This window comes from Micromonospora sp. MGP-C2, assembly GCF_057766525.1.
In genome coordinates this window covers 1,614,049-1,626,658 of sequence record NZ_JBYMEN010000002.1, presented here as the reverse complement: position 1 = coordinate 1,626,658, position 12,610 = coordinate 1,614,049, and the positions used below count along the sequence as shown (strand labels likewise).

The window sequence follows — 12,610 nt, the reverse complement described above, 5'->3', positions numbered from 1 at the left end:
CGGGAACGTGGTCAGCCGGCCACCGGTGGCACGGCGGGACGGCCGGCGATCAGTAGGCGGCGGGGAGCGGTGTCGACCGGCGCCGGCAACCGCAGCGGCTGCCGGCCGGGGGTGATGCTGCCGAGCACGGAGGCGTGCCGCGCGCCGGTGCCCGACGGTAGGGCGCCGGGCAGCCCATGCACGGTCAGGTAACCCAGTAGCGCGAAGGCCAGCGCCTCCTTGGCGTCCGACGCGACACCCATGTCGTCGCTGGACGACAGGTCGACGCCCGGTAGCTCCTCGGCGATCTCGCGCATCAGCGTCGGGTTGCGTGCGCCGCCGCCGGAGACGATCAGCCGGGTGACGCGATGGTCGCGGCAGGCCTCGGCCACCGTGACAGCGGTCAGCCGGGTGAGCGTGGCCAGCACATCCTGCGGATCCGGCGTGGGAGCGTCGGCGAGGGCGGCGAGCAGGTAGGGAAGGTGGAACAGCTCCTTGCCGGTGCTCTTCGGGCCGGGCAGCCGGTAGTACGGCTCGTCGAGCAGCCGCCGCAGCAGGACCGCGTCCACCTGCCCGGCGGCAGCCCCGCGCCCGTCCCGGTCGTATTCCTCGGTGCCCCCGCTGAAGTGGCGGGCGGCGGCGTCGAGGAGCGCGTTCGCCGGCCCGGTGTCGAACGCGAGGGGGTCCGCGTCGGGCGCGACGACGGTGATGTTGGCGATGCCGCCCAGGTTCAGCGCGGCGGGGACGCCGGGCAGGCCACCCAGCAGCAGCGCGTCGAAGAGGGCGACCAGGGGAGCGCCCTGGCCGCCGGCGGCGACGTCGCGGCTGCGCAGGTCGGCCACGACCGGAAGGCCGGTGGCCTCGGCGATCCAGGCTGGCTGACCCAGTTGGAGCGTGCCCCGGACCACTCCGGCCTCGACCCAGTGGTGCATCGTCTGGCCGTGCGAGACGACCAGGTCGGCCTGACCGTCGCACAGCTCCGCGAGAGCCCGCACGCCGGCCTCGGCGAAGGCCTGGCCGACGCCGGTGTCCAGCACGCAGATCGCCTCGGTGCTGGTGGCCGCGGGCGGCAGGGCGGCGGCGATCTGGGCGCGCAGCCGGTCGGGGTACGGGTGGCTGAGCCGGCCCAGCGTTCGCATCCGCAGGGTGTCGCCGCTCAGGTCGAACTCGGCCGCGGCGGCTTCGATGCCGTCGTAGGAGGTCCCGGACATCAGGCCGATCACGCGCATCACGTCCTCCTTCATGCCCGGCCGGCGGGGGCTGCCGCCGAGTCGTCGTCGACCTCGTCGGTGCGTCCATGGTCGTAGAACGTCGTCGGGGCCGGGTGGAACCGGCTCGACACCGCGCCGACGACCAGGGTGATCAGAACGCCGATCGGGACCAGCCACTGCGCGGCGATGGCGGTGGCGGTGGTGGTTCCGGCCGTCGTGACGTCGATCTTGACGTAGCGGACGATGTAGGTCATCACCACCACGGTGACGAGGAAGGCGATCACCGCGTCGACCTGGTTCGCCCGCTTGACGAGACGGCCGAGCAGGAAGGCCCCGAGCAGCGCCCCGTAGGTGTAGCCGGCGATGGTCAGGCCGGTCAGGTAGACGTTCCCGGTGCTGGAGCTGAACGCGCAGGCGAAGATCGCCATCAGCACCGCCCACACCAGGGTCATCACCCGGGCGAGCCGGAGCATCGCGTCGTCCGACGGGACCTTGCGGAAGAAGCTGTGGATGAAGTCGGCGACGGTGGAGTTCGACATCGAGTTCAGCGCCGACGACAGCGAACCCATCGCCGCGCCGAGGATGCCCGCCACCAGCAGACCCGAGATGCCCACCGGCAGGGCGTGCAGGATGAAGTTCGGGTAGAGGTTGTCGCTGCTGTCCAGGCCGAGTTCCTTGAAGGTCTGGCCCCTGTTGTACGACCACAGCAGCGCACCGACCAGGGAGAACGCCGCGAACTGGATGACGACGAAGATGCCCGAGGAGATCATCGCCTTCTGGCCGTCACGCAGGGTGCGGGTGGACAGGATGCGCTGGACGATCAGCTGGTCCGAGCCGTGGCTGGCCATCGCGAAGATCGCACCGCCGATGATCGCGGTCGGCAGGGCGAACGGGCTGGTGAGCACGTGCGCGAGGTCGAAGTTGGTGTCGAAGAGGTGGAACTTGCCGGCGTCGAGCGCCTGCGCGTAGCCGTCGCCGCCGACGGCGTGGCTGAGCACCGCGATGGCGAGGATCGCCCCGCCCAGGTAGAGCCCCATCTGGATGGCATCGGTCCAGATGACCGCCTTGATGCCACCGAGGTAGGTGTAGATCACCGTGATGAGGGTGAGGACGACGATGATGGCCTGGTAGCCGACGTTCAGGCCGAGCTCGTCGAGGAGAAGCTTGATCGGGATGGCCGAGGCGAACAGTCGTACGCCCTCGGCGAGCAGCCGGGTGAAGACGAACGTGACCGACGCCAGACCCTGGAGTTTCAGGCCAAACCGCTCGCCAAGGTACTGATAGGCACTGACGAAGCCACCCCGCTTGTAGAGCGGGATGAGCACCGCGGCCACGACGACGCGACCGATGACGTAACCGAGGGCCAGCTCGACGTTGCCGAACCCCTGACCGCTGTAGGCACCACCGGGCACGCTGATCACGGTCAGGACGCTGGTCTCGGTGGCGACCACGGAGAACGAAACGGTCCACCAGGGCAGTCGGCCTTCGCCCACGAAGTAGTCCTTGGCGGACTTCTGTTTGCCGGACAGGCGAAGTCCGACGAAGGCGATCACCACGAGGTACAGCACGATCACGACAAGGTCGAGTTGACGCACGGCTCGCTCCCTACCAGCGGTTGTCAATAAGCGACGCTAGCCGAGAGTAACGCGAAACTTTTTGCCAGAGCGGGCCCGGGCTGGCTACGCTGAGCCTCCAGCCTGCTGATATGGGGAACGCGCGCCGGTGAGCCGCCTCCCGTCGGACGGCGATGTGTTCACCAGCGAGAGGAACGACCACCCCGTGGACCTCAGCACCCTCGGCACCGAGACTCGCAACGACCGCACCAGCGACCTCGACCAGATGTCCCCCACCGAGCTGCTCCTCGCGATGAGCGACGAGGACCGCTCGGTCGCGGAGGTCGTCCGCCGGGCCGTGCCGGACATCGCGGCCGCCGTCGACGTCGTCGTGGCGTCGCTCCGACAGGGCGGGCGTCTATCTATCTCGGTGCCGGCACCAGCGGCCGGATCGGCATGCTCGACGCCGTCGAGTGCCCACCCACCTTCGGTACGCCGCCCGACCGGGTTCTCGGCCTGCTCGCCGGCGGGGCCGGGGCCTTCGGTGTCGCCGTCGAGGGCGCCGAGGACGACCCGGCCGGTGCCGTCGCCGACCTCGACGCGGTCGGCCTGACCGCCCGCGACACGGTGGTCGGGCTCGCCGCCAGCGGCCGTACCCCGTACGTGGTCGGCGGCTTGGCCCACGCCCGCGCGCTCGGAGCGACGACCGTCTCCGTCGCCTGCAACTCCGACGCGGTGATCAGCCGGCACGCCGACGTCGCCATCGAGGTGCCCACCGGCCCCGAGGTCCTCACCGGCTCCACCCGACTCAAGGCCGGCACCGCCGAGAAGCTGGTCTGCAACATGCTCTCGACCGCCACGATGGCCCGGCTCGGCAAGGTCTACGGCAACCTGATGGTGGACATGAACGCCACCAACGAGAAGCTCGTCGACCGGGCGCGTCGGATCGTCGCCGAAGCCGCCCACACCGATCTCGACACCGCCACGCAGGCGCTCGCGGCGGCACACGGGCACGCCAAGACGGCCATCGTGCTGCTGCTCGCGCACTGCACCGCCGAGGAGGCCGCCGCACGGCTGCGCGCCGCCGACGACGACGTCCGGGCGGCCGTAGCGGCCTGAGCCACTGCGGCAGGCGAAACCCGGCCACTGTCCTCAGTGGTGTCCTCCGAGTACGGTTTCGGTGCCCGCAAGGCACGCGAATCGGCGGCTCGTCACCGGGGCGGGAGCGGCCAGCCCGGTGGCGACGGGCCGGGGGAGGGAGCGACTGTGACGCAGCGCAGAGCACTGGTGGTCCGAGGTGGCTGGGAGGGACACCAACCGGTCGAGGCGACGGAGTTGTTCCTCCCCTTCCTCGAACGCAGCGGCTACGCCGTACGGGTCGAGGAGTCGACGGAGATCTACGCCGATGCCGCCGAGATGGCCGACACCGACCTCGTCGTGCAGTGCGTGACGATGTCGCAGATAACCTCGGACCAGCTGGCGGGTCTCAGCGCGGCGGTCGTCGCCGGCACGGGCTTCACCGGCTGGCACGGCGGCATCGTGGACTCATTCCGCGCGTCGTCCGACTATCTCCAACTGGTGGGGGGGCAGTTCGCGACCCATCCGGGCAAGGAACCGTGTGAGCGCCACGGTGGCCCGGAGGACAACTTCCTGCCGCACACGGTGCGCATCACCGACCTCGGCCGGGAGCATCCCATCACCGCGGGCATCGAGGACTTCGACCTGGTCACCGAGCAGTACTGGGTGCTGCACGACGACCTGATCGACGTACTCGCCGTCACCACCCACCCGACGCAGGCGTGGCACCCGTGGCACCGCCCGGTCACCTCGCCGGCGATCTGGACCCGGCTCTGGGGTGCCGGACGCATCGTCGTGACGACCCCGGGGCACAGCCTCGACGTGCTGGAGCACGCGGGCGTCCGTACCGTCATCGAGAGGGGGATGGTGTGGGCGACCCGCACCGCGTCGGCGTCGTAGGTCTCGGGGTCATCTCCCGTGCCTACCTGGACACGCTCGCCAACCACCCCGCGGTGAGCATCGCCGCACTGGCCGACCTCGACGCCTCCCGGTCGGCCGCGGTCGCCGCCACGATTCCGGGGGCCGAGGCGTTGAGCGTCGAGCACCTGCTCGCCCGCCCGGACGTGCGGACGGTACTCAACCTCACGATCCCCGCGGCACACGCCGACATCTCGCTCGGCGCGATCGAGGCGGGCAAGAACGTGTATGTCGAGAAGCCGCTCGCCGTGACGTTCCCGGACGGCCGCTCGATCATCGAACGGGCCGCGTCGGCCGGCGTCCGCGTCGGCTGCGCGCCGGACACCGTCCTGGGCACGGGTACGCAGACAGCGCGGGCGGCGATCGACGGCGGGCTCATCGGGCGCCCGCTGTCCGCGTCGGCCGTCATGGTCACGGCGGGGCACGAGCGCTGGCACCCCAACCCCGACTTCTACTACGCCCCGGGCGGCGGCCCGTTGCTGGACATGGGGCCGTACTACATCTCGGCGCTCATCCACCTGCTCGGCCCGGTGCGCGCGGTGGTCGGAGCCGCCAGCCGCCTGCGCGCCGAGCGCGTCATCGGTTCGGGCCCGCGCACCGGCCAGCGGGTTCCGGTGGAGGTGGACACCCACGTCAGCGGCGTGCTGGAGCACGCCAACGGCGCTCTCTCCACCATCACGACGAGCTTCGACGGCGTCGCGACGACGGCCGCACCGATCGAGGTGCACGGGGAGACCGGCACGCTCGCCGTGCCGGATCCGAACTACTTCGATGGTGAGGTCCGCCTGTTCGCGCTCGGCGGCACCGGGTGGCGCGTCCTCGAACCCCGCGCCGGTTACGCCCAGGCCTCCCGAGGCATCGGTCTGATCGACCTGGTCAGGGCCGACGGTCAGCGTCCGCCGCGGGCGGGCGGCGACGTCGCGCTGCACGTCCTCGAAACGATGACCACCCTGCTCCGGTCGGCCGCCGAGGGACGGCGGATCGAGCTGACGACGGCGGCCCAGCGGCCCGAACCGGTGCCGCTCACCCCGGTCGAGGCCTGGAACGCGTAAAGGGGGTCCGCGATGACGACCGGTGTGAGGTCCCGGTCAGCTCGATTGGCATCGATTACTGTGATGCGACACGTCCGCGGAGGGAAGCGGACGCACCACGACGCACCGGCCCCGCCGGGTGTCGACTGCGGGGGAGGCGACGGCCGGGACATGGGTGACACCCGACGGGCCGCGCAGGACGCGTTCGCTCAGTTCGTGCGCGGTGCTGTCGACGCCGCCAGCGACGACCGTGGCTGGTCCATCACGGAAGTGGCGGCTCGTAGCGGCGTCGGTCGGTCCACCGTCTTCCGATGGCTGTCCGGTGACTGGCAGCACCATCCGGAGCTTCCCAAGGTGCGGGCGTTCTGCGCGGCCCTGGACCTCCCGCTCGGCGCCGCCCTGCGCGCTCTCACCCCGCTGTCGTACGACACACCGGCGCCGGAGGTGCCGGCGGCGGAGGCGCTCTTCGTGGCCGTCCGGGACCGACTGGTCGATCCCCGCACCACCGCCGCCGAACGAGAGCACATTCTGGCCGCCTTACGCCGCCTCGGGCACCGAAGGTCGTCCCGGGCCAGCTGACAGGCATCGAGAGGACCCGGTGACGGTGATGTCCGACCTGTTCGACTACGACGCTGAACTGCGCCTGCACAACGAACTCTTCCGCGCCGCTGCCCGTGTCGGCTCTCACGACCGTGTGCTCGACATCGGCTGTGGCACCGGCCAGTCCACCCGCGACGCCGCCCGCGCGGCGGTGAACGGAAGCGCGACAGGCGTCGACATCTCCGGGCCGATGCTCGAACGGGCCCGTCAGCTCAGCGACGACGAGGGCCTGCCGAACATCACCTTCCAACAGGCGGACGCCCAGGTGCACCGCTTCCCACCGACGCATTTCGACCTCTGCATCAGCAGGTTCGGAACGATGTTCTTTGCCGACCCGGTCGCCGCGTTCACCAACATCGGCAGCGCGCTGCGCCCCGGCGCGCGCCTGGTGCTGCTGGTGTGGCAGGCCCGCGACCGCAACGAATGGGCCACGGCGATCCGCCGGACCTTCACCGACGAGCCAGCCACGCCCGGCGGTCCGAACCCGTTCTCCCTCGCCGACCAGACCGTCACCAAAGACCTTCTGGTGGAGGCCGGCTTCGCGGACGTCGACTTCACCGACGTGCACGTACCCGTCTACTACGGTCCGGACAGCGCCACCGCCTTCGATGCGGTGTTCCGTCTGTGGGAATTCAAGGATCTGCTCGCCAACCTGGACGCCACGGCCGCCGAGCGGGCCCGTACGCGGCTGCGCACCACCCTCGACGCCCACCACACCGAGGGCGGTGTGTACTTCGACTCGCGCGCCTGGATCGTCACGGCTCGTCGCTGACCGGCATCGCCGGAAGCCCGTCCGTCGCGGGGTGCGTGCGGCGCCACGGCGGGGCGATCTCCGCCCCGCCGTGGTTCTGTCACAGCGCTGTGGTGGTCAGTGGCCCTCGGGCGGCGCGGTCAGCTCGGCGTGCCGCACCGTGTAGTTTCCGCGAGTCACAGTGGCGAACGCCGCCGGCGCGAGGCAGGTGCCGACCCGGGCCGGACCCCACTGCCCTGCCTCGTTCTGGTCGGCGCTGGCCGACCAGGTGAAGCCGACCCGGTCGCGGCCACGGCCGCCGTCCTGCACGCTGAAACCGACCCGCTGGCCGAGGAAGTCGCTGGCCTTCTCGTCAGCGCGGATGACCACGCCGGTCACTGTCGCATGACCCGGGCTGGTGATCATGCAGTCGACCGCCGCCTCGAAGCGGACGGTGATGTTCTCCGTGGCCAGCCAGTGCGCGACCCGCACCGTGCCCGTGGCGTCCGCGGGAGAACCCTTCTCCCCGCCCGGCAGTGGGATCGGGCGGCTGTAGGGCACCGACCGGGCGTTGAAGGCGAACGATCGCACGTCGCTGTCCTGACCGTACGGCAGCACGAACTCCGCCGATCCGGTCACCTGGGCCGGCCTGTGGCTCGCGGCCCCGGCCGGCGTCGCCGCCGCCGTAACCAGCATGGCCGCTGCCGCGATGCCCCATCCGAGTGTCTTACGCATGGTCGTCCTCCCGATCCGGCCGCGGTGCCGCGGCTCTGTGTTACCTCCACGGTCGGCGATCGGGCAACGGAAGCGATCCCCTGCGAGGGGGTAGCTGCTCCCTCGCCCATGGGAATCGGCGAGTGTCACGTTGGCAATCGTTCGGTATCGACTCGACGCCCCGCCCGGCGTGGTACCAATACCCAGATAGGCGAAGCCGGCAGAAACGGGCGGCCCATGTCGACAAGGGCAGCAGAGCTGCTGCGTAAGCCGGGGCAACCGCAGCGACCGAGTCTTCTGGAACTCTTCTTCGACCTGGTGTTCATCTTTGCCCTCAACCGGGTCTCCCACCGGCTGGTCGAGGACCTCACCGAGCGGCGAGTGGTCCTTGTCGAAGCCGGGGAGACGCTGCTGTTGCTGCTGGCTTTCCTGGTGCTCTGGTTGGTCACGGCATGGGTCACCGATCTCTACGATCCGCAGCGGCCGCAGCTTCAGTTGTTGGTCTACACGGGCATGCTCGGCGCGCTGATAATGGCGGTCGCGGTGCCGCAGGCGTTCGGCGACCGGAGCCTGGCCTTCGCTGGCGCGTACGTTGCGGTCCACATGGTTCGTGGGCTGGTCATCGTGCCGGCTCTGCGCGGCCACGAGGCCCAGCGTCGAGCGGCTGGGGTGTTCCTCTGGTTCGCGATCTCCGCCGTGCCGTGGCTCGCTGGCGCCGTCGTGTCGGGTTCGGCGCGTGGGTTGTTGTGGACGCTGGCGCTGGCCATCGACTGCGCGGCACTGCTGCTGTTCTATCCTGCGCCATGGACCCGCCCCGCCCAACGACAGTGGCCCGTCCTGGCCGAATATCTGTCCGAGCGCTACCGACAGTTCTTCATCATCGCCCTCGGTGAGTTGATTCTGACGACGGGATCGGCCTACAGCGACACGTCCTTTCGGCAGGGCGGGGCCGCGGTAGCCTTCGCGGTCTCATTCATCACGACGGTGCTGCTGTTTCGGGTCTACCTTTTCAAGGCGGGCCAGTTGTTACCCGAGGCGATCAGAGTCTCCGTCGGGCCCGCCCGCCTCGTCCGGGAGGCGTTCCTCGCCCACGTACTCATGGTGGCTGGCATCGTCGCCGTCGCCGTCGGGTACGAAATCGTGATCGATCACCCGTTCGGACACACCGAAACGGCGTGGATCTTCGTCATTGTCGGCGGACCGATACTGTTCCTTGTCGGGCGAGCCCTGGCCGAACACGCCGTATTCGACCGGGTGTCCCGCTCCCGGACAATCGGCGCGCTGGTGCTCCTCGGCGCCGCGCCGGCCATGGTGCTCCTGCCGCCACTGGCCGCGGCCGTCACCGCCGCAGTCGTCCTCGGTGGCATTGCCATTTCCGACACGATGCGCGCCAGGGAAAACCCACTCGAACGGCCGCACCCACACCGTTTCGAACGCTGATCACGCCGGCCCTCAGGTAACCGCGAGGCGATGGATACACTGAATCTGACATCCATGTCAGGTGCGCTGTGGGGGTTAGCGATGACGGCCAGCATCCGGATCGGCGAACTCGCCGCCCGTGCCGGGGTGAGCGTGCGATCGCTGCGCTACTACGAGGAGCAGGGGTTGCTCACCAGCCTTCGCAGCCCCAGAGGCCACCGCCGCTACAGCGAGAGTCAGGTCGAGCGCGTCGTCCTCATCCAGCGTCTGTTCGCCGCCGGGCTGAGCAGCCGGACGATCGTCGACCTGCTGCCGTGTGTCGACTCCCCAAGCGAGGACACCTCCGAGGCCGCAGTGGAGCGCATGCGCCACGAGCGCGACCGACTCGATCGGCACATCGAGGACCTGGTCCACACCCGCGGGATGCTCGACGAGCTGATCGCTGCCAACCGCGCCCACCGCGCGGTGCTCGCCCGCACCTGACCCGGGCCGCCCGCCCGCCCGCGGACCGTCAGGCTGCGGAGAGCTGGGAGTAGAAGTCGCGTGGGTTGCGAGCCAGCGCGGCCTTGATGTCGACGCTCCACGTGTCGACGAGCACCTCCAGGGCGTCTGACGCCAGACCGTCGAGGGTGGCCCGAGCGACGTCCGCTGGGTCGATCTTCGCGCCGTCGTAGTTCGCGCTGAAGTCGGTGTCCACCGCACCCACGTGGACGCCGGTGACGTGCGTGCCCTGTGCCGCGAGTTCCAGGCGGATGCTGTTGGTCAGCGACCAGGCCGCCGCCTTCGCGGCCGCGTACGCCCCCTCCCCGGGCCAGGAGAACCAGGACAGCGCCGAGAGGACGTTGACGATCGCGCCGCCGCCGTTGCGGGCCAGGACCGGGGCAAACGCTCGCACCACGGAGAGGGTGCCGAAATAGTTGACCTCCATGTCGCGACGGACGGCGTCGAGGTCGCCGGCCACCAGGTCGACATGGGAGTCGACGCCGGCGTTGTTGATCAGCACCGTCACATCAGCCGCGACCTCGGCCGCCGCGCGGACGGCGGCGGGGTCGGTGAGTTCAAGAGACAGCGGTACGGCACCCGGCAGGTCCACGGGCTGACCGGTGCGGGACGTCGCGTAGACCTTCGCCGCGCCCCTGTCGAGGAGCTGCGCGACGTACTCCTGTCCGATGCCGCGGTTCGAGCCGGTCACGAGAGCGATGGAACCCTGGATCTGCACGATGAACTCCTTCGGTGGGGGCGACGCCAGATGCGCCGCCACCGAAACGCTAGAACCTGTCATTGGTGTCAGATTCAAGGCGTTGGCCGGTGACCTCGGTCACCCTCGGTCAGGCCCGAATGTTCACGACAACATTTGGCGCGCGGGTTGTGCCGGGGGAGCGCCTTGGGGCGAGGGACGTTCGGAAACTTTCGCGAAAGCTCGTCGGCGCAGCTTGACGGGCGCGGTGCTCATCTACCAGAGTCGATGTGGGCGTAGGTGGCGTGCCGTCGGGAGCTCGGGCGCCAGCAGTGCATCGACATGACTCAGCCGTGGGCACGGCGGGCGGCGCTTGTTAACGCTAACGATGCTCTGCACCGCTGACCTGGCTGCGGTGGCGGCGTGGCCCGACGGCGACGGATCAGTGTCCCCCCGATCCAGGAGAATGATCGATGAGAAGACCCAGAGTGATCAGAACCGCGTTGATGTCGGCCAGCGCCATGCTGCTGGCATCGACAGCGGTCGCCTTGGCGGTGCCGGCAGGGGCAGCAGCCGCCGGCTGTTCGGTAAACTACGGCGTGTCGTCGCAGTGGCAGGGTGGCTTCGGGGCCAACGTCACGATCACCAACGTCGGTGACGCGGTGTCGAGTTGGTCGCTGACCTGGTCCTACGACGCCGGACAGACCGTCACGCAGGCGTGGAACACGACAATGACCCAGAGCGGCGCCACAGTCACCGCCAAGAACGTCAGCTACAACGGGGGTATCGCGACCAACGGGACGGTGTCGTTCGGCTTCAACGGCTCGTGGACCGGCAGCAACCCTGATCCGACCAACTTCGCGTTGAACGGGGTGGCCTGCACCGGTGGCACGACGCCCACCACCCCGCCGCCGACGACCCCACCCCCGAACGGGCCGGCGGACATCACGGTGAACAGCGCGACCAGATACCAGACCGTCGACGGGTTCGGGGCCGCCCAGTCCATCTGGGGCAGCGCATGGTCCACAACCGAGACGCAGACACTGGTCGGGATGGGCGCCAACCAGTTGGGTCTGTCCATCGTGCGTACCGGTCTGTCACCGGTGTCCAGCGAGTGGGCGACACACGTGAACTCGCTGAAGACGGCGAAGACCGCCGGGTCCAACGTGAAGATCCTCGCCTCACCGTGGACCGCGCCGGCGGCGTGGAAGACCAACAACAGCCGGGTCAACGGCGGCAAACTGAAGACCGACTACTACGACGACTACGCCAACCACCTGAACAGCTACGTCCAGTACATGCGTGGCCAGGGCGTGTCGATCGACGTCACCTCGGTGCAGAACGAACCGGACTGGCACCCGGACTACGACTCGATGGACTGGAGCGGCACGGAGCTGCGCACCTTCGTCCGCGACCAGGGCACGAAGGTGCAGAACACCAAACTGATGGTCGCCGAGGCGGTGAACCTGAACTACAACTACACCGATCCAACCCTCAACGACGCGACCGCCCGCAACAACATCGGTTACATCGGTGGCCACCTGTACGGCACCGAGGACGCCGGCCGGCTCAAGCCGTACACCCTTGCCGAGCAGCACAACAAGCCGGTGTGGATGACCGAGTGGAACCTGCACGCCGCCGACGGCGGCGGCTCCAACATCTGGGGCAACCCCGGCAACGCGGCGGTCTGGAACGAGACGCTCGACGACATCATGCGCACTGTGCACAAGTCGATGGAGGCCAACTGGAACGCCTACATCTGGTGGTACGGCAAGCGTTACTACTCGTTCATCGGTGACGGCGAAGCCGCGTACGGCACCGTCGCGGGAGCCCCGCTCAAGCGCGGCTACGCATTCTCGCAGTACGCCAAGTACGTCCGTCCCGGCTACCAGCGGATCGCCCTGGCGAAGAGCTCCAAGGCGTCGCCGCTGGAGGTGACCGCCTACCAGGGTGACGGGAAGATCAGCCTGGTCATCCTCAACCGGTCGAACAACGCGGTCAACAACGCCGTGGTCCAGGCCCCGCAGAACGTCAGCAAGGCCGAGCACTTCCTCACCTCGCAGACCGCCAACGCGGCCAGCCAGCCGATAACCGTGAACGGAGGTCAGGCCACCATCAACGTCGGTCCACGCAGCATCTCCACGCTCGTGTTCACCCTCTGAGGCGTCTTCTCACCGTCGGTGGGGCGTGTGGGCATGATG

The 12,610-nt window shown here is 69.3% G+C and carries 12 protein-coding genes; 8 read left to right on the top strand and 4 right to left on the bottom strand.

Annotated features, from left to right (window positions below; genetic code table 11):
- Positions 1-11: 11 nt before the first annotated feature.
- Positions 12-1,208, bottom strand: coding sequence for an anhydro-N-acetylmuramic acid kinase (locus AC3CF1_RS07175; protein ID WP_354980914.1), 1,197 nt, complete (start codon positions 1,206-1,208; stop codon positions 12-14).
- An 11-nt stretch (positions 1,209-1,219) separates the two neighbouring features.
- Positions 1,220-2,785 (bottom strand): sodium:solute symporter, encoded by a 1,566-nt coding sequence (locus tag AC3CF1_RS07170; protein WP_488449880.1) that lies wholly within the window; start codon positions 2,783-2,785, stop codon positions 1,220-1,222.
- 414 nt (positions 2,786-3,199) lie between these two features.
- Between AC3CF1_RS07170 and AC3CF1_RS07165 the strand changes: the two genes are divergently transcribed.
- The 5 genes from AC3CF1_RS07165 to AC3CF1_RS07145 all read left to right on the top strand — a co-directional run bounded on the left by AC3CF1_RS07165 (position 3,200) and on the right by AC3CF1_RS07145 (position 7,141).
- Positions 3,200-3,862, top strand: a complete 663-nt coding sequence (locus AC3CF1_RS07165) for an N-acetylmuramic acid 6-phosphate etherase (protein WP_488449879.1) — start codon at positions 3,200-3,202, stop codon at positions 3,860-3,862.
- Between the two features lie 147 nt (positions 3,863-4,009).
- Entirely contained in the window at positions 4,010-4,720 is a 711-nt protein-coding gene (locus tag AC3CF1_RS07160) for a ThuA domain-containing protein (protein WP_354980913.1), read from the top strand.
- Positions 4,690-5,790, top strand: coding sequence for a Gfo/Idh/MocA family protein (locus tag AC3CF1_RS07155; RefSeq protein WP_488449878.1), 1,101 nt, complete (start codon positions 4,690-4,692; stop codon positions 5,788-5,790). The genes AC3CF1_RS07160 and AC3CF1_RS07155 overlap by 31 nt, the downstream gene beginning before the upstream one ends.
- Positions 5,791-5,940: 150 nt before the next feature.
- Complete coding sequence (locus AC3CF1_RS07150) at positions 5,941-6,348, top strand: helix-turn-helix domain-containing protein (protein WP_328848472.1); 408 nt, start codon at positions 5,941-5,943, stop codon at positions 6,346-6,348.
- A 28-nt stretch (positions 6,349-6,376) separates the two neighbouring features.
- Entirely contained in the window at positions 6,377-7,141 is a 765-nt protein-coding gene (locus AC3CF1_RS07145; protein ID WP_488449877.1) for a class I SAM-dependent methyltransferase, read from the top strand.
- Positions 7,142-7,237: 96 nt separating this feature from the next.
- Here AC3CF1_RS07145 and AC3CF1_RS07140 read toward each other — a convergent pair whose 3' ends face one another.
- The gene (locus AC3CF1_RS07140) at positions 7,238-7,834 is read right to left on the bottom strand and encodes a hypothetical protein (RefSeq protein ID WP_488449876.1); all 597 of its coding nucleotides are present in this window, start codon (positions 7,832-7,834) and stop codon (positions 7,238-7,240) included.
- A 216-nt stretch (positions 7,835-8,050) separates the two neighbouring features.
- Between AC3CF1_RS07140 and AC3CF1_RS07135 the strand changes: the two genes are divergently transcribed.
- Together AC3CF1_RS07135 and AC3CF1_RS07130 are read left to right on the top strand one after the other, a co-directional pair.
- Positions 8,051-9,253 carry a low temperature requirement protein A gene (locus tag AC3CF1_RS07135; RefSeq protein ID WP_488449875.1) on the top strand — a complete coding sequence of 401 codons (1,203 nt, stop codon included), beginning with the start codon at positions 8,051-8,053 and terminating at the stop codon, positions 9,251-9,253.
- 93 nt (positions 9,254-9,346) lie between these two features.
- Positions 9,347-9,715 (top strand): MerR family transcriptional regulator, encoded by a 369-nt coding sequence (locus AC3CF1_RS07130; RefSeq protein WP_330468366.1) that lies wholly within the window; start codon positions 9,347-9,349, stop codon positions 9,713-9,715.
- A 28-nt stretch (positions 9,716-9,743) separates the two neighbouring features.
- Here the strand turns inward: AC3CF1_RS07130 and AC3CF1_RS07125 are convergent, their stop codons facing one another.
- Positions 9,744-10,493, bottom strand: a complete 750-nt coding sequence (locus tag AC3CF1_RS07125; RefSeq protein WP_488449874.1) for an SDR family oxidoreductase — start codon at positions 10,491-10,493, stop codon at positions 9,744-9,746.
- Between the two features lie 389 nt (positions 10,494-10,882).
- Here AC3CF1_RS07125 and AC3CF1_RS07120 point away from each other — a divergent pair, with 389 nt between their 5' ends.
- Positions 10,883-12,571 carry a cellulose binding domain-containing protein gene (locus tag AC3CF1_RS07120; RefSeq protein ID WP_488449873.1) on the top strand — a complete coding sequence of 563 codons (1,689 nt, stop codon included), beginning with the start codon at positions 10,883-10,885 and terminating at the stop codon, positions 12,569-12,571.
- Positions 12,572-12,610 lie beyond the last annotated feature (39 nt).